We start from the raw sequence: 17,943 nt of genomic DNA, 5'->3' as shown, positions 1-17,943 counted from the left end.
AGGCCTCCATTGTTCTGCCCGCTTTCGCCCGAAGCTTACCTGCTGACGGGAACATTCTTTATTTATCATGTCATGGGTAGGCGCGAAGGACCTTCTTCAATGAGCATAGCCGCTGTACAGGGCGAAGAAGATGCTTCGTGCCTCAGCATGACAGAAGGACAAAGTCATTTTTCCCCTTCAAAGTCCCTGGATTTTACCTACTCAGCATGACACCCTATTTTAATTATGTCATGGGTAACTGGTTTCAACATCCCAATTGCTAAGCAAATCTGCTATTTGTCCTGTGAGGTACCGAAACGAGTTCGGCACGACGCTGCTGAGATTTTATATGCGATTTCCCCCTCCCGCCTGACCAATTGCTTAAACCATTCTACCAACTCCCCTCAAATTTCGACCAACGCCTAAAAACGAGGTAAATGCCACAGTTTTAGGGTTTGCAGAGTGCTTTCCGGGCTTTGTCTATTTATATCAACAGCTGGTATAACACTTTTTAGCGATCAAAATATATGTTGTTCATTTGATCATTGAAAACAACAACACAACATATTTAAAAACATTAAAACCTAACGATCATTAAAACCTCAATAAAATTATCAGCCTTATTTGTATTATTAACTGCAGGTGTATTTGCTACCACAGTAGCCAAAGCCGATGAAGGTAAAATCGATGTTACCCCTAAAGCCAAAGAAGTTGTAACTTTTAAAGCTCTTGACCACGACCGTGGGGTCAAAGTTGACTTTGCAAAATCAGAAAGCGGAAAATCAATTGTAAAAGTTTACAATAAAAACAACGAGCTTTTATTAAAAGACGTTGTGCCAAGCAAAACTGACGTAAGCAAAGGTTATGTATTAAACGGTTTGGAAGATGGTGAATACACTATGGAAATCACCACAAACAACCAGGTAGTTAAAAAATCAATCCACGTTTACCAGGACGGCGATCAAAAATCATTCTATATAGCCCAGTAAGAAAATTACTCTCCACCATATAAAGAAGGCCAGGTTCATTGAACCGGGCCTTTGTTTTTTAGTATTGATATAGAATATTAGCCTTGTTCAACTTCTGTCCCTGTATTAAAATACGCCAGTATAGCTTTGGCCTGCTTTAGGTTTACCACTTCAAGCAGTATTTCCTCATTAGCTTCACGGATCTTTTTTACCGATTTAAAGTATTTAAGCAGTTTTTCGGCTGTGGTTTTGCCTATGCCCTCTATCAATTCAAGCTCTGTTACCAATGTGCCCTTGTCGCGTTTTTTACGGTGAAAGGTGATGCCAAAACGGTGGGCTTCATCGCGCAGGTGCTGGATCACTTTAAGTGTTTCTGATTTTTTGTCGAGGTACATCGGGTATTGATCGTTAGGATAATAAAGCTCCTCCAGGCGTTTAGCAATGCCTATCACGGTTACCTTTTTATCTATACCCAACAACTTGAGGCTATGCATAGCCGATGACAGCTGGCCTTTGCCACCGTCAATCACGATCAGTTGTGGTAATTCTGTTCCTTCATCCAGTAAGCGACGGTAGCGGCGGTGTACAGCTTCTTCCATTGTAGCGAAATCGTTGGGGCCTTCTACTGTTTTAACGTTGAAGTGGCGGTAGTCCTTTTTAGAAGGCTTGCCATCTTTAAACACCACAATGGCCGATACCGGGTATTTGCCCTGGAAGTTAGAGTTATCGAAACATTCAATGTGGCGCGGGAGCTGGTTCATACGCAGGTCTTTCATCATCTGCGTAAGCAACCGCTCGGTGCGGATCTCAGGGTTCAGTTTTTCGTACTGGTCTATTTTTTCCTTTTTAAAGAACTGTACGTTCTTTTGCGAAAGATCAAGCAGTTTTCGCTTTTCACCGAGCTTAGGTACGGTGAATTTGATGTTAGGATGATCTTCAAGGTCAATATCAAACGGCACGATGATTTCCTTGCTGTCGCTGCTATAGCGGCTCCTGAACTCGGATATGGCCAGTGTAAGCAATTCCTCGTCGCTTTCATCCAACCGTTTTTTAAGCTCAATGGTTTGTGTTTGGATAATGGTGCCGTTCATCACCTTCAGGAAGTTGACGAAGGCTAATTTCTCTTCAGACGCAATGCTGAACACATCCACATCCGTAATAGAAGAGTTAACTACGGTTGATTTGCTTTGGTAATTTTCAAGCAATTCAAACTTGCGTTTAAGCCGGTGGGCCAACTCAAAATTCATTTCCATAGCAGCTGCTTCCATCTCGTTTTTTAACCGACGAAGCACTGCGCCTATTTTGCCATTGAGGATATCCTTGATCTCTTCGATGCTGTTGTCGTAGTCAGCCTCGGTTTGATAGTTTTGGCAGGGGCCTTTGCAGTTGCCCAACTGGTATTCCAGGCAGACTTTAAACTTACCCTTGTCAATATTTTCGCGGGTGAGCTGCAGGTTGCAGGTGCGAAGGGGATAAGTTTCCTTGATAAGACCCAGAATGTTGTGCATCATGCTCACAGATGCATAAGGGCCAAGATATTTGGAGCCGTCCTTAACTATACGGCGGGTCCAGAAAATGCGTGGGTAATTCTCGTTCTTAATGATGATCCATGGGTAGGTTTTATCATCCTTAAGCATTACGTTATAGCGCGGCTGATGCTTCTTGATCATGCTGTTTTCCAGCAGCCAGGCATCAACCTCGGTGTCAACAATGGTAAAAGTTATAGCACGGATCTTGGATACCAATACCCGTGTTTTGGCATTGATGTGGATATCCTGGTTAAAATACGAACCAACGCGATTGCGCAGATCCTTGGCCTTGCCAATATATATCAGTTCCTGCTCACTATCCCAGTATTGATAAACCCCGGGTTTGTGAGGGATGTTCTTTAAAGCTGCCTTGTAGTCGAATTTCTCGCTCACTGAATTATTGGTTTTAAGATATCAGAAGTTTCCTCACTGAAAAAGAAACATTTCTTTTAAAACGTCATTGCGAGGAACGAAGCAATCCCAAACTTTACAGAGCGGCTCTGCTAATCGGGGATTGCTTCGTTCCTCGCAATGATGATGGGGGATTAACCCTGAACAAAAATAATTAAAATCCCAATTTCTTATCTACATCAGTAGTTCCCTGTTGTTGTTGATTGTAGGCTCCGCAATCCAGTATGATACTTACTCCGTTTGCAGGGGCATCAAAGTCAACGTTCTTTTTAATGCCTAATGCCTGGTTGGCGTATACCTTTTTCATGTACATGGCAAATATCGGCAGTGCGCTGTTGGCCCCTTCACCAAGGCGGGTGCTTTGAAAGGCGATGTCGCGGTCTTCGCAGCCTGTCCATAAGCCGGTGACCAATTGTGGGGTTATACCGATAAACCAGCCGTCTGAGTTATTTTGGGTTGTACCGGTTTTACCGCCGATAGGATTACGTAAACCATATTTGTAAGTTAACCTTGAGCCAGTGCCATCCTCAATAACGCCCTTGAGCATGTAAGTCATTACATAGGCCGTTTGCGGGTTCATGGCCTGCACTACGCGCGGCGTATGGGTATAAAGGACGTTGCCGTTTTTATCTTCAATACGTAAGATATAAGTAGGCTCTGTCCACAGGCCATGGTTGGCAAAAGCAGAATAAGCCGCCGTCATCTCAAAAACTGAGGCGTCAAACGTACCCAGACAGATTGATGGATAAGGGGGAACCGCGCTGGTGATGCCCATCTTCTTGATCAGCTCAACAACAGGTTCTGGTTTAACCTCGCCCATAACGTGGGCAGTAACCCAGTTTTGTGAATGCGCTAATGCCTGCCTCAAAGTAATAAAGCCCTGCAAAGTTTCAGACGGCGACGAGCGCGGGCACCACGGCGCACCATAACCACGGATGGTATCAGGCACGTTATTGATCTTCATACATGGCGAGTAACCGTTATCAATAGCTACCGCGTAAGTAAACGGTTTGGCTGTTGAACCTACCTGGCGTGTACCGTTCTTTACCTGGTCGTACTTAAAGTGCTCAAAGTTGGTGCCGCCAACCCAGGCCTTTACATAGCCTGTTGTTGGATCCATACTCATTAGCGCGTTGCGCAAAAGCATTTTACAATAAATGATGGAGTCCATTGGCCTCATCATCGTGTCGATATTACCGTGCCATGTAAACAGGTTAAGCATGGTTTTGGTATTGAAGTTTTCCTGAATTTCCTCGTCAGATTTTTCCTGCTGTTTCAGTTGCTTGTACCTGTCAGACTTTTGCATGCCCTGGTCGAGCAAGAATTTAAAGTTATGGATGCTTTTGTACAGGTTGCGGCCACGCCAGTGATCATTGAACTGTGCTTGCAGATCTTTCATGTACTCCCGTTGTGCGTCCTCAGCATACTGCTGCATGGTAGCATCAATAGTAGTATATATTTTTAGGCCATCGCGGTCAAGATCATAAGGGGTACCATCAGGAAGATTAATATTCTGTTCTTTAAAGATCTTTTGAACCTCTTTCTTCAATACGGAACGGAAGTATGGTGCGAGGCCGTCAAAGTGGTTATTCTGGTGAAAATCCAGACTGAGCGGTTTGCGTTTATATTCTTCGGCCTGACCTTCACTCAGAAAATTTTGCTCGGCCATGCGGTTCAGCACCAGGTTACGCCTTTTAATTGCATTATCCGGGTGGCGGATAGGAGAGTAAATACCCGGGCCGTTTACCATACCTATTAATAAAGCAGCCTGGTCTGGCGTAAGTTTATCTGGTGTGGTATTAAAATAAGTACGCGCCGCCGATTTGATGCCAAAAGTATTGTAAGCGCCAAAATCAACCGTATTCAGGTACATCGTCAGAATCTCGTTCTTGGTGTAATGGCGTTCAAGCTTAACCGCGGTAACCCATTCCTGCAATTTTTGGATGACCCGTTTAAACGGATTGGCAGATCGTTCAGAAAAAAGATTAAGCGCCAGCTGCTGTGTTATAGTACTGCCGCCCTGTTTTTGTCCGATAAGCAAATGAGCGAAAATGGTAAAACTACGACCAAAATCGATACCTGAGTGATCGTAGAAACGTTTATCCTCCGTAGCAACCAGAGCGTTAACCACATTTGGAGATAGCTCACGGTAAGTAACGTTCGATCTATTTTGAACATAGTAGGTACCCAAAACCTGCTTATCCGACGAGATGATCTCGGTAGCCAGTTTACTTTTAGGGTTTTCCAGATCACGGAAGGATGGCAGCTGGCCGAATACATCAAAAATAGTAAGGGTTATCATGATAACCACAAAGGCAAAAAGGGCTATCACAGTACGCCATATGTACCAGTTGTATCGTCTTATATCTGCGGGCTGGAGTTGATTTTTCGAGTTAAACCTTGTGTTAGTGGTTCTCATTTTTTAATAAAATTTCTGGTAGTAGTCAAAATAACTATCCAATATACTTTGGGTTGCTAATTTATCCAGATTTTCTTTGGTAATGATAAAAAAGCTGTATTTATCCCTTGGTACCTTCATAATATCAGGTAGCAGAGGGACAATTGTCCGTGCATAATCCTTCGCATCAGCAAGACTGTAAAAACGGCCAACATATATCAGCTGGTTATTATCACCAATGCTTTTTACGTGGTGGATAACTTCGCTGCGGGTATATCGCGTACGGTTAAACTGCCCTACACCAAAACGTGTTGAAGCCAGATTAGTTGTACCGCTGGCTACATTTATCACAAAGTAATAATTACTGCTGTCGCGTTTACTGAATATATAGTTTACGGCCGGCGCATTGCTGATCACTGCCGGACGCACCGCGGCCATTGTATCTATTTGTTTTGGTACCGGCTGCGCTGAAATATCCCGTGATGTATCCGGCATTTTATGCTGCGGTAAAGGAATTTGTATGGTGGCAAGCTGCTTTGGCTGTTGAGTTGCTGCCTGCTGAATTTGAGTTGCTGATTTTTTTGCCCCTGCTATTTCGTGCGTATCACGTTCGGACAGGCGTTGCTGCGGTGTTACGTTTTGGGCGGATGGGGTATATGGCGGCCGGTATTCTGTTTGTTTTTGGTAAGCCACCGGCGGGGTAAAAGGGATCTCGTTAGGATCATCATTAAACAATACCACCGGGCGGACTGCTATCTCGGCTTTGTTCGAGTCTATGTAGGCCAGGTGTTGGTTAACCAAGGGGGCGATGAGTTTATCCTGCGGATATTTTGCGGCGATCAATTGCAGGTCGGCTTGGAAAGGGGGCAGTTTTTCCATGTGCCCTGCAGCAATAGCCTTCAGGTAATAAAGCTGGGCAGCATACCGGTTGCTGGGATATTTATTAAGCAGATCGTTTGCTTTCTCGATCACCTGAGTGTATTGCCGTTGAGCATACAGATCGTACACCTGGTTATAAAAGCCATTAAATTCGGCATCTACATCGGCCAGCTTACGCGCATAATCCGGATCGAGAATAACTTTGGCAAATACACTTTCGGGATATTCCTTTAGCAGCCTGTTTTTATAATCATTTGATTTTGCCGCGTCGATATCGGCATAAAGCCTGTATAAGTTGTAATAAATAGAAGGCTTATCACTGCTCTGCGGGAAACGGACAAGTAAAGTTTCATAGGTAGCAATGGCTTCCTTTTTATCCTCGAGCACATCGCGATAAAAATTAGCCATTTCAAAATACGCATTATAGATCCTGAAGTTTGATTGCTGTAACAGGGCAGGTGTAAGGGGCAGGTTTTTAACAATATCCTGCCTGAAAGTACCTGCCGAAACATTAGTAGTATTATAGGCCGCACTGCCTACAGGTGCATCCGGGTCAGTAACTTGTGAACCAATGCCTGTTGTAGTAGTAGGTATACCCGTGTTTGAGCGCCTGCTGCGCCGCCAGTTATCTTCAAGCTTACGATTTCCCCATAAGCGCTTAAAGTCATTATATCCCTGGCTTACAGCGCTGCTGTTGTAGAAATAAAAAGTACTGCCGCTGTTTTTATTTGAAGAAGATGAGTTGTTGTTCCTGTCGAAGCTGTTTGACATAACGCCGTTATTGGCATTAGCCGCTCCGGCGCTTGCTGCCAATGCAGCCTGTTGCTGCTGGCGTGTTTTGCGGGCTACCATTTCATCTATACGGGCGTCGCGGGTTTTCTCATCCAAAGCGGCAAGCATTTGCAGGGTATCCTCGCGCGAAATCGTTTCGAGCAGGCGGGTGAGGATCTGCAGGTTATCGGCCTTTTTTCGGATGATCTGGTATCCCGGGTAATTTAACGACAGGTTATTGAGGGTGCTATCATAATAAAGCCGGGCGCTTACATAGTCGGCCTTGTTTTTAAAGTTGATATCGGCAATGCGCAGGTAGGAGAGGCCTTTTTGATTTTGATTTTTGGTGCTTACCCTTACCGATTTCTTATAGCTTTTCAGGGCGTTATCAATCTCTCCGGCTTTAAATTGTTGCTCACCAATCTGGTAATATACCTGGTCGAAAAAGTCAGTATTGTCGCTATTTTTGAGCAGTGCGCGCAGCAGGTCGATCTTATTTGCCTTAACACCATTTTGATTGTCGCGAATGCGGATCCGGTTAAGGTTGGCGTTAAAGGCCATTTCAAAGCTGGCATTGCTTTTAACTATGCGGGTATAGCTTTCATAGGCATCGCCCGGTTTAAGGTTAAGCTCCTGCAACTGGCCGAGTATAAAAGTCCAGCGGAGTTTAAGGTTGCTGATATAGCTGTATTTAATGGCCAGTTTAGCCATATCTTCGGCTTCGGCATAATTTTGGGTGATGATGTCGTATTGCAGCTTGGTAGCGTAAACATCGGCAGTAACATTCTTTTTAGGATTAATATCCTGCACAGCCGAATCAATTACCAGTTTGGCCAAAGGCAATTGGTTAAGGTACATGAGCCCGCGGGCTTTCCATACCAAAGCTTCCTGTTTAAGGTTGGCCTGTTTGCCAAATGAGCGGGTTACATAATTAAAGTATTCAACAGCATCAAAATAATTGGCTTCCAGGTAGCGGGATTTGCCCAGTACCAAATAGGCATCGCCTAAATAATGGCTTTGCTCTTTAATGCTGATGATTTTGTTGGCTTTTATAATGGCTTCTTCCAAATCTTTATCGGGTGTGCCGGTTTGCGAGGTAGTATCGGGATATACGTTTAATAATTCACTATAAGCATCGGCAAAGGAAGCTGCATAACTTTCCTGCTTAAGCCTTAAAATTTCATTGGCATTGAATAATATGTTATAGTGGGCAGTAAGGTTTTGCATGGTGCGGTTGAAGCCGCTTTGTTTTTCAAGCGAGCAACCGGCCGCTACCAGTATAAGTGCAGACAATAAAAAAATGCCGATGTTTGATTTATAGGATGGTGATAATCGCCTCAATGCAATACGGTAGTTTAAAAGCCTTGCTAAAATACTAAAGATTATGCAATAGGTTTAATAAATTTGCGCATGCCAAAAAATGAACAAAATAACGAGGAGGATGCAGGTAAGCAGGTTAGCGACTACGCTAAGTTTACCGGTATCGCATTCCAGATGATAGCGGTCATCGGTATTTGTGCTTTCGCGGGTTATAAAATTGACGAAAGTGCCGGTCATAAAGTAAAGTGGGTTACTGCCGCACTTTCACTTGCCGGGGTGTTTATTGCATTATTCCTTGTTATACGATCTGTAAAAAATTAAAAAATTGCTGCGAGTTATCTTTTCCTTTATCCTGTTTGTAATTATCACGGCAATCCCCCCGGTTTTGCTTAATTATACCGGCCATGCCAACTGGCTTGTCCCGCGCTTTTGGCTCATCTTTTTTTTTATATCGATGCTTACATTTATCACCTTTTTCCTGGTGAATTTTGTGGGTAAGATCAACTACTCGTTGTACACTCAAACCTTCCTTGCTGCTACCACAGTTAAGATTTTAGTGGCAATGTCTTTCGCACTTTTTTTTGTGATGAAGGTGAAGCCGAACAACGGGATTTTCCTGGCTAATTTTTTTTACGTTTATTTCTTAAACATAGCCTTTGAAATTTACGGTTTGTTGTGTACCTTGCGCAACCAAAAAATAAAGTAAAAAACTCTCTGCTAATGGATTTTAGGCCTGTTTTGAACTCAAAAAAAATCACCTTAGGTATCGTTTTAAGCGTTTTTTCGCTGTTTGTCACTGTAAAGGCGTTCGCTTTACAAGAAAAAAATCCCGCTGAGTCTGCCGCCGAAACAAAGGAAGAAGCCAAATTTGATCCGACTGAAACCATCATGGAGCACATTTCGGATTCACATTATTTCCACATGGGTGGAAAACTTGCGATGCCCCTTCCTGTAATACTTTACACGGACAAAGGTCTGGAAGTTTTCATGTCGTCGGTATTTGAAGAAGGCGAAAAAATTCATGAAGGTAAATACCATAAATATGCCCTTATTCATGATAAAATAAAGGCGGTAACCGGCGAGGATAAAACAGAAGATACTACCGCTAAAGTTTTCGATCTGTCGATCACTAAAAACGTGGCTTCGATGTTATTGTCAATGGTGATTTTGCTGTTTATTTTCCTGAGCATCGCGTCAACTTACAAAAAACGTGTAGGCAAAGCGCCGAAAGGCTTACAATCATTCTTTGAGCCTATTATTTTGTTTGTGCGTGATGAGATCGCGTTACCTAACATTGGTTACAAATACGCGCGCTTTATGCCGTTGTTATTAACCGTGTTCTTCTTTATCCTGATCAATAACCTCATCGGTTTGGTTCCATTCTTTCCGGGTGGTTCAAATCTTACCGGTAATATCGCGGTAACAATGGTGTTATCGGTAATTACCTTGTTGGTAGTTAATCTTAACGGTAACAAACACTACTGGGCGCATATTTTTGTACCAAGTTCAGTACCGGTTTGGTTGTGGCCGTTATGGTGGGTAGTTGAGTTGCTGGGTATCTTTTCGAAACCATTCGCGTTAATGATTCGTTTGTTCGCGAATATTACAGCAGGTCACATCATTGTGCTTAGCTTAATATCATTGATATTCGTATTTAAGTCTGTGGCTATCGCGCCGGTATCTGTAGCTTTCGTGGTGTTTATGGATGTGCTTGAGTTGCTGGTAGCATGCTTACAGGCCTTTATCTTTACCTTGCTTACCGCCCTGTTTATTGGTACTGCCATTGAGGAGCACCATCATTAATTAGTAAATAACTATAACATATATTAACATTTTAAATTTAAAATCATGATTGGAAGTATTGCTGCATTAGGTGCAGGTTTAGCGGTAATCGGTGCTGGTATCGGTATCGGTCAGGTTGGTGGTAAAGCCATGGAAGGTATATCACGTCAGCCAGAAGCTGCTTCAAAAATCCAAACTGCCATGATCATCGCTGCAGCTCTTATTGAAGGTGCTGCTCTGTTCGGTGTGGTAGTATCATTCCTGGGCTTAAAATAATCAGCCCTCAAATTAAGAACCGTCGCCGGAGCGGTTGGCCCCGGGGCGGTTCTTATTAAAATGTTTTATTAAAGTAGAAAAAGAGATCAATATAAAATGAATCCATTAGTTACCCCGGAATTAGGCTTAGTTGTTTGGACTACAGTAGCTTTCGCTTTTCTGTTTTTTATATTAGCTAAGTTTGCCTGGAAACCGATCATGGCCGCCATTGGCGAGCGTGAACGTTCAATTGAAGATGCTTTACTAAAAGCTGAAGCCGCTAAAGAAGAAATGAGCCGTTTAACCAATGAGAACGAATCATTGATTAAACAAGCCCGTGCCGAGCGTGACCTGATATTATCTGAAGCCCGTAAAGCCAAAGAGCAAATAGTATCTGATGCTAAAGAAATTGCACACAAAGAAGGCGCACGTATGATTGAACTTGCCCGTGTTGAAATTAACAACCAGAAAGCTATTGCTTTGGCCGATGTTAAAAATCAGGTTGCTACCTTATCATTAGAAATTGCTGAGAAGATCCTTCGCAAGCAGTTTGAAGATCAGCAGCAGCAAGACGAACTGGTAAGCCAGTTATTAAAAGAAGTGAAGTTATAAGATTTCGGATTTGGGATGTGGGATCTCGGATTTAGTCCGGGTATATTCGCTGATCAGTTTAAAAGCCGAAATTCAAAATAAAAATTCCGAAATCGAAAATTCGAAATCCGAAATAAAAAAGAAATGTCAGAAATAACGGTAGCAACCAGGTACGCCAAATCGATCATTGATCTTGCACAGGAACAAGGAATTGTTGCAGAGATCAAAGCCGATATGGACCTTTTCTTAAAAACCCTGAAGGGCAGCCCCGAACTGGTAGCAGTATTGGCTAATCCTATTATATCTCACTCGAAAAAGATCAAGATCCTTGACGAGATATTTTTAAACAAGGTTAGCAAAACTACTATCGCTTTCTTTAAGCTAATGGTAAGCAAAGGCCGCGGTGAGGTATTGTATTTTACTGCCGGCGAGTACATTAACCTGTACAATGTTAAAAACCACATTACTAAAGCTAAGGTAACATCGGCTACTGCACTTTCTGAAGCTAACAAGAAAACATTGATTGCCGAATTGCAACAATCAGTTGGCGGTACAGTTGTACTGGAAACCAAAGTTGACCCGGCTTTGATCGGCGGTTTTGTGTTAACTATAGGCGACAGGCAGGTTGATACAAGTATTGCCGCAAGCCTGAAGAAAATGAAAAAGGAATTTGCTGCAAAGGCATAATTAATAAGTATTAAAAGTAAAACTCTAAATAAATTTTAAACAATGGTAGAGGTAAGACCAGACGAAGTATCAGCAATTTTGCGTCAGCAGTTGGCCGGCTTCAAGTCAGAATCTGAATTAGAAGAAGTGGGTACTGTACTCCAGGTGGGTGACGGTATCGCACGCGTTTATGGATTAACTAAAGTACAGTCGGGCGAGTTGGTTGAATTTGGCACTGGATTGCAAGGCATCGTACTTAACCTTGAAGAAGATAACGTGGGTGTGGTATTGTTAGGTAAATCTGACGATATTAAAGAAGGTGATACCGTTAAACGTACCAACAGGATCGCATCGATTAACGTAGGCGAAGGCATGCTTGGCCGTGTTGTTGATACCTTGGGTGCACCTATCGATGGTAAAGGACCTATCACTGGTCAAACTTACGAGATGCCGCTTGAGCGTAAAGCTCCGGGCGTAATCTACCGTCAGCCGGTAACTGAGCCATTACAAACCGGTATCAAAGCTATCGATGCGATGATCCCTATCGGCCGTGGTCAGCGTGAGTTGGTTATCGGTGACCGTCAAACCGGTAAAACTGCGGTTTGTATCGATACCATCATCAACCAAAAAGAATTTTATGATGCAGGCAAGCCTGTTATCTGTATATATGTAGCCTGCGGACAAAAAGCATCAACTGTTGCTAACATCGTTCGTACGCTTGAAGAGAACGGCGCTATGCCTTACTCAATCATCGTTGCTGCAAACGCATCTGACTCTGCTACCATGCAGTTCTTTGCTCCGTTTGCCGGCGCTGCTATCGGCGAGTACTTCCGTGATACTGGTCGCCCTGCTTTGATCATCTATGATGACTTGTCAAAACAGGCGGTTGCTTACCGTGAAGTTTCGTTGTTATTACGTCGTCCACCGGGCCGTGAGGCTTATCCAGGTGACGTATTTTATCTGCACAGCCGTTTATTAGAGCGTGCCGCTAAGATCAACTCAAATGATTCTATCGCGCAGCAAATGAATGATCTTCCTGAGTCAATCAGGGGCATCGTTAAAGGTGGTGGTTCATTAACAGCTTTGCCTATCATCGAAACACAGGCTGGTGACGTATCTGCATACATCCCAACCAACGTAATTTCGATCACTGACGGTCAGATCTTCCTTGAATCTAACTTGTTTAACGCAGGTGTTCGCCCGGCTATCAACGTAGGTATTTCGGTATCACGTGTAGGTGGTAACGCGCAGATCAAATCAATGAAGAAAGTTGCCGGTACCTTGAAACTTGACCAGGCACAGTTCCGTGAGCTTGAGGCTTTCTCAAAATTCGGTTCTGACCTTGACGCTTCAACTAAAAACGTATTGGACAAAGGTATCCGTAACGTAGAGATCCTTAAACAAGGTCAATATTCACCGGTATCTGTTGAAAAACAAGTTGCTATCATTTACCTGGGCACTAAAAACTTAATGCGTAACGTACCTGTAAACAAGGTTAGGGAATTTGAAACCGAATTTACCGACCAGTTAGAGGCCCGTCATCCAGAAGTTTTAGCTGCCCTTAAAGCAGGTAAATTTGATGACCAGCTTACAGGCGTACTGGAAACAGTAGCTAAAGAACTTTCAGGAAGGTATTAATCTTTTTGATGTGCAGATATGCTGATGTGCAAGTGTGCAGATTAGCATATCTCTCAAATTGATTTTAATTAAATAATCGTGTGGTGGGCAATTTGCACATCTGCACATCTAAAATTTGCACATCGTAAAGAATGGCTAATTTAAAAGAAGTAAGAAACAGGATCAAGTCTGTATCATCAACCCAGCAGATCACCAAGGCTATGAAAATGGTTTCGGCTGCCAAGTTGAAACGTGCTACTAACGCTATTATTCAGCTGCGCCCTTATGCCAATAAGCTAAAGGACCTGCTGGCCAACTTATCTGCAAGTTTGGAGGATAATACTTCTCCTTATCTTCAGGAACGTGAGCCGGTACGTGTACTGGTAGTTGTGGTATCATCAAACCGTGGTTTGGCCGGTGCTTTTAACGCTAACGTTATTAAAACAGCTAACAACCTGATTGCCGAGAAATATTCAAAGCAGCTTGCTGCCGGTAATGTTTCAATAGTTGCTATCGGTAAAAAAAGCCAGGAGTTTTATCAAAGGCGTAAATACAACGTAATTGGTAACAATAACGACCTGTACCTTGACCTTAACTTTGAAAATACTTCAAAAATTACAGAAAGTATAATGAAGGGCTTTGTTAACGGTGATTATGACCGTGTAGAGCTTGTTTATAACCATTTCCGTAACGCGGCTGTACAATACCTTGTTGCCGAGCAATTATTGCCTGTGCCGAAACCTGAAAAGAAGGAAGAAGTAAAGACAGCTAATGTTGATTACATCCTTGAGCCATCACAACAGGAAATTGTTGAGCAATTGATCCCTAAAAATATCAAGATCCAACTGTACCGTGCTGTATTGGATTCAAATGCATCTGAACATGGCGCCCGTATGACAGCGATGGACAAAGCAACTGAAAATGCCGGTGAGCTTTTGAAATCATTGAAGCTTTCATACAACCAGGCTCGTCAGGCAGCCATCACTACCGAGCTTACCGAGATCGTGAGTGGTGCAGCAGCCCTTTCAGGCGGCAACTAAGTTTAAAATACTTTTATATAAGAAAAGGCTTTCCGGGAGGAGAGCCTTTTTTGTTGTCTGAACCGTGATTTTTGGGATTAAGGGATTCCTGGATTTGCTTTTCGATTTTTATATTGGTCGGATACTGGTCGAAGTTTAGCGATAGCGTAAATTCGTCGTAAAATGAAGCAAGCATTCTGCTTGCGAAACCAATTACCTAAATCTATATTCGTATCAATGGGCCGCAAATACATTTTCCACGAATACCAGTGAACGAGTCAGAATCGACTTAAATAATGAACGAGATCAAATTAAAAAAGGTAATATTAAATTTAAGTATTTTGGTATATGCAATATCGCTGACGCAAGAATGCTATTGCACTACAGCTTCTTGTGGCAATTCGGCCATGGCATTGATCGTGGGGCCATTGGGACTTTGTTTTGGAGGTGCGGGTTTTAGCTGGCTGGCAAATCCTCTCTTATTCATTTCGTGGTTTTCTTTCAGGAAGAGACCGTTGAATACGGTTATTACCAGTGTGATATCCGTAGTTTTAATGCTTTCATTTTTATTCTTTAAACAGATAATCTCAGATGAGGCCGGGAATTACTCCAAAATAATTAGTTATAAATTGGGATACTGGCTATGGTTGCTAAGTGGGGGAATAATGCTTGTTGGTAGTATATTGATCTTTTATAGGTCGAAGGTTAACAACAATATATGAAAATTATATTAACAAACTGGATTAACCTTTTGGGTGTTTTTGGAAGTGTATTCCTGTTTGCGGTTGTCTTGACTTTAACTCAAGCTAATTTATCTTATAATATTTTTATTGCAATAATTGTTGCCTTGTTTTCTGTTATTGCTTATGGAATGATGTTTTGGGCTTTATTTATAGTTTCATTAGTTCTGTTAGATCTAATACTAATAGTCCCTAAGAGGAAAAATCTTAAAATTAGGCTGGTGATAGAATGGCTGATCATTAGCAGCCCATTTATTTATTGGACAATTAAATACCATGAGTGGATATTTGCAGTAGGTATAGTATCCTTTTTTATAACGCAACTGTTAAGAGAAAAACATATCCTGAAGAAGGGACTTGAATAATATATTGAAGCCCGGGTGAGCGCAACTTTCTCCAGTAAAATAGCCATTTGTAACAATCTGCCAACGATTTAATCTCATAGGTAGTTATAACCCGTTCCCGGCCAAGTGATTAAGAAATATTCAGTTTTAATAGGAATAGTAATTTCCTCAATTTTAATGATGATCGCAATTTCGGTTTACCCGGGCGGATCAATGTATAACGAATATTCTGTTGGTTTTGACTGGCAAAGAAATTTCATCAGCAATCTGTTTGCAACAAGGGCCTTAAACGGTGCCGAAAATGCCTCGAAAATCTGGGCATATGCAGGGATGTTGTTATTCCCATTGAGTTATGCAATGTTTTTCGTTAACATGTCGAAGAAATTACCCGATAAAAATGCCGCTTACATTATAAAATATGCGGGGATAGCCAATATCCTGTTTACGTTTTTGACCGTAACGCCCTGGCACGATTTGATGTTAATCATATCTACCAGTTTGTTTTGGACATGTTTATTTATCATCACAGTTTTTATCCTAAAGACAAAGCTTCATCTATTCAAAGCCCTTTGTATAGTTAGCCTTTTGATTTTTTATTACAGTGTATACTTATGGGGCATCAGTGACTGGAACTTACTACCCATAACTCAAAAGATAAACTTCGCTACGTCGACATTACTAATTTTAGGCCTGGAGTATTTCACTAAGAAAGAGGATTTTGCTCATATCAAATCAAAGGAGCAAAAGGCATTGGTAGGTAATAGCTAAGTCTTGTTACTCAAACTTCGACCGATATCAAAACAAAATCCAAAAATCAGCCTAATCCAAAAAATCCCGGTTCAGACCAATCATCGAAATCAACCTAATCATAACAAAAATCAACGGTCAGGGTTACCTCCTGCCACTCTTCGGTATCAATGTATACCAAAGAAAATTAAACAGTTATGAAAACAAGATTATTCCTGGCGTTGCTGGCGGGCGTGTTGCTGCTGGACGCATGTAAAGGCTCAAATTATGAAGCCATCCGAGATGAAAAGGCTGTATCAAAGACCGACGCCGCGTTAGGCAATGCGGACAGTACCTCGGTAGTAACAGCATCTACCAAGCTTGTAAAAACCGCTGACATGCGCTTTAAAGTAAAAAGTGTTCAGCAAACCGGTGATGCCATTGCCGCACTCACCGCTAAGATCAACGGCATGGTCATGCACCACCAGATGCAGGCCAATATCGAAAGGAGCGAGGATATCCGCATCAGCAATGATTCGGTGAAGCGGGTTTCGGCTTTCAGTACCACTGCCGATATGACCGTACGTGTCCCTTCAGACAAGCTGGAGGATTACATGACCGAAGTAGCGCACATGGGTATGTACGTCACCATGCGTAAAATGGACATTGAAGACCGCACGCTGGACTATCTCTCCGAGAAACTGAAACTTAAAAACCGCCAGGAGCTGGTAGCTCAGCAAAAACAGGGCAAGGTGATCATCAAAAATCCGGTTAACGTAATGCTGTTGAAAGATGATATGGTTGACCAGCAAATTGGTAACATGCGTACTGATGCCGAAGTTAAATATAGTACCATAAGCCTGAGCTTTTATCAAAGTAACACCATTGTACAGGAAACAATAGCCAATGATGACCCTTCGGCTTATCAATTGCCTTTCTTTAAGCAGTTGGCCATAGCCATGAACAACGGCTGGGCATTGTTTATTGAGGTAATGTTAGGTTTAGCCAACATCTGGGTATTTATAGTGCTGTCTGTAGTTTTATGGCTACTATACCGTTATTACAAGCGTAAACACCCGGCATGGTTTGCCAGCGGCATAAAATCATAAAAACTTTGTCGCTTTTTCGGTAAACATTTCTATTTTTGCGCAAACATTAAAAATCGGTACCATGGAATCAATGGAAAATGCTAACGCAGAAGGTCATTACAAATTATTAACTGTAGCTATTGTTATCGGTATAGTAGGCGTGTTCCTGCGTTTTGCCGGCGATGCCAACACTGGCTTTATGTTTACCTCTATATCAAATATTATTTTGATCATTGGTATCCTGATCGCTTTAAAATGCGTTTTCACAATCATAAAGTAACAAACCTGTAACAGGGAAATAATATAAAAAAAAGCGCTTCCTAAATGAAAGCGCTTTTTTTGTGCTTTTTACTTAGGGTGATATCCTGATTCGTTCAGTAGTTTTTGGGCATCCTTATCGGCCATCAATTGAGGCAGCGTAACATCAGGGTGCTTATCCATATACTTCCTTACTATTTGCCAGCCTGTCCACACAGCAAGCTTTGGTGCCGATTCATTCTTTTCGCCGAGGCCGGGAGTAAAAGGAGCCTCGGTAAGGTACTTCTGAATTTTCTGGTAATCGGTTTCGTACAGCAGGTTTTGTTCTAAAAAGTACCCCCATATCTTACCTTCAAATTCATTGCACCATTTTAATTGTTCGGTAGTATAGCGGATCTTGGTGCTATCGGCCATATCTGGCAGCACCCTGTCCATAAAGTACATGATCTTGCCGTTATAGAGCATTTTATTAAGCAAGGCCTTATCGTTATCATCTTCAGGGAACATATCCTCGCGTGCCATACCTTCAACTACCCGTGGCGTAATATTATCCGGGGTAAACCATTTTGACAGGTAGTGCGGAAAGGCATTGGTAAGTGAAG

The 17,943-nt window shown here is 42.4% G+C and carries 17 protein-coding genes and 1 pseudogene; 14 read left to right on the top strand and 4 right to left on the bottom strand.

The features are described 5' to 3' along the window. On the top strand, positions 1-210 hold a 210-nt coding region (locus tag VF500_RS10300), incomplete at its 5' end, for a hypothetical protein (RefSeq protein ID WP_330859588.1). 602 nt (positions 211-812) lie between these two features. Beyond that, positions 813-968 carry a hypothetical protein gene (locus VF500_RS10295; protein WP_330859587.1) on the top strand — a complete coding sequence of 52 codons (156 nt, stop codon included), beginning with the start codon at positions 813-815 and terminating at the stop codon, positions 966-968. Between the two features lie 77 nt (positions 969-1,045). Here VF500_RS10295 and uvrC read toward each other — a convergent pair whose 3' ends face one another. The 3 genes from uvrC to VF500_RS10280 form a co-directional block, all read right to left on the bottom strand. Further along, positions 1,046-2,869, bottom strand: a complete 1,824-nt coding sequence (gene uvrC, locus VF500_RS10290; RefSeq protein WP_330859586.1) for an excinuclease ABC subunit UvrC — start codon at positions 2,867-2,869, stop codon at positions 1,046-1,048. A 172-nt stretch (positions 2,870-3,041) separates the two neighbouring features. Beyond that, entirely contained in the window at positions 3,042-5,306 is a 2,265-nt protein-coding gene (locus tag VF500_RS10285; protein ID WP_330859585.1) for a penicillin-binding protein 1A, read from the bottom strand. Between the two features lie 3 nt (positions 5,307-5,309). Then, a complete protein-coding gene (locus VF500_RS10280) occupies positions 5,310-8,228 on the bottom strand; it encodes a tetratricopeptide repeat protein (protein WP_330859584.1) in 2,919 nt (972 codons plus the stop codon). Positions 8,229-8,345: 117 nt separating this feature from the next. Here VF500_RS10280 and VF500_RS10275 point away from each other — a divergent pair, with 117 nt between their 5' ends. The 12 genes from VF500_RS10275 to VF500_RS10220 all read left to right on the top strand — a co-directional run bounded on the left by VF500_RS10275 (position 8,346) and on the right by VF500_RS10220 (position 17,363). Beyond that, positions 8,346-8,576 (top strand): AtpZ/AtpI family protein, encoded by a 231-nt coding sequence (locus tag VF500_RS10275; RefSeq protein WP_330859583.1) that lies wholly within the window; start codon positions 8,346-8,348, stop codon positions 8,574-8,576. Positions 8,577-8,580: 4 nt separating this feature from the next. Continuing rightward, positions 8,581-8,961, top strand: coding sequence for a hypothetical protein (locus VF500_RS10270; protein ID WP_330859582.1), 381 nt, complete (start codon positions 8,581-8,583; stop codon positions 8,959-8,961). A gap of 32 nt (positions 8,962-8,993) precedes the next feature. Next, a complete protein-coding gene (gene atpB, locus VF500_RS10265) occupies positions 8,994-10,058 on the top strand; it encodes a F0F1 ATP synthase subunit A (RefSeq protein WP_330859581.1) in 1,065 nt (354 codons plus the stop codon). A gap of 45 nt (positions 10,059-10,103) precedes the next feature. Further along, positions 10,104-10,313 (top strand): ATP synthase F0 subunit C, encoded by a 210-nt coding sequence (gene atpE, locus VF500_RS10260; RefSeq protein ID WP_022830206.1) that lies wholly within the window; start codon positions 10,104-10,106, stop codon positions 10,311-10,313. A 96-nt stretch (positions 10,314-10,409) separates the two neighbouring features. Continuing rightward, entirely contained in the window at positions 10,410-10,904 is a 495-nt protein-coding gene (atpF, locus tag VF500_RS10255; RefSeq protein ID WP_121233264.1) for a F0F1 ATP synthase subunit B, read from the top strand. A gap of 123 nt (positions 10,905-11,027) precedes the next feature. Continuing rightward, positions 11,028-11,570: an ATP synthase F1 subunit delta gene (gene atpH, locus VF500_RS10250; RefSeq protein WP_330859580.1), complete on the top strand. Its 543-nt coding sequence runs from the start codon at positions 11,028-11,030 to the stop codon at positions 11,568-11,570. A gap of 42 nt (positions 11,571-11,612) precedes the next feature. After that, the gene (gene atpA / locus VF500_RS10245; RefSeq protein WP_330859579.1) at positions 11,613-13,187 is read left to right on the top strand and encodes a F0F1 ATP synthase subunit alpha; all 1,575 of its coding nucleotides are present in this window, start codon (positions 11,613-11,615) and stop codon (positions 13,185-13,187) included. Positions 13,188-13,318: 131 nt separating this feature from the next. Beyond that, the gene (gene atpG / locus VF500_RS10240; protein WP_121233261.1) at positions 13,319-14,206 is read left to right on the top strand and encodes an ATP synthase F1 subunit gamma; all 888 of its coding nucleotides are present in this window, start codon (positions 13,319-13,321) and stop codon (positions 14,204-14,206) included. A 697-nt stretch (positions 14,207-14,903) separates the two neighbouring features. After that, positions 14,904-15,290 carry a hypothetical protein gene (locus VF500_RS10235; RefSeq protein ID WP_330859578.1) on the top strand — a complete coding sequence of 129 codons (387 nt, stop codon included), beginning with the start codon at positions 14,904-14,906 and terminating at the stop codon, positions 15,288-15,290. Positions 15,291-15,446: 156 nt separating this feature from the next. After that, positions 15,447-16,037, top strand: a complete 591-nt coding sequence (locus VF500_RS10230; RefSeq protein ID WP_330859577.1) for a hypothetical protein — start codon at positions 15,447-15,449, stop codon at positions 16,035-16,037. A gap of 176 nt (positions 16,038-16,213) precedes the next feature. After that, positions 16,214-17,104, top strand: a complete 891-nt coding sequence (locus VF500_RS10225; RefSeq protein WP_330859576.1) for a DUF4349 domain-containing protein — start codon at positions 16,214-16,216, stop codon at positions 17,102-17,104. A gap of 61 nt (positions 17,105-17,165) precedes the next feature. Further along, the gene (locus tag VF500_RS10220) at positions 17,166-17,363 is read left to right on the top strand and encodes a hypothetical protein (protein WP_330859575.1); all 198 of its coding nucleotides are present in this window, start codon (positions 17,166-17,168) and stop codon (positions 17,361-17,363) included. Between the two features lie 68 nt (positions 17,364-17,431). Here the strand turns inward: VF500_RS10220 and VF500_RS10215 are convergent. Beyond that, a pseudogene (locus VF500_RS10215) lies at positions 17,432-17,943 on the bottom strand (gliding motility lipoprotein GldB); the annotation flags it as partial.

The organism is Mucilaginibacter sp., assembly GCF_036383575.1.
In the GTDB taxonomy this organism is placed as follows: Bacteria; Bacteroidota; Bacteroidia; order Sphingobacteriales; family Sphingobacteriaceae; genus Mucilaginibacter.
This window is presented reverse-complemented; position numbering and strand designations above follow the sequence as displayed.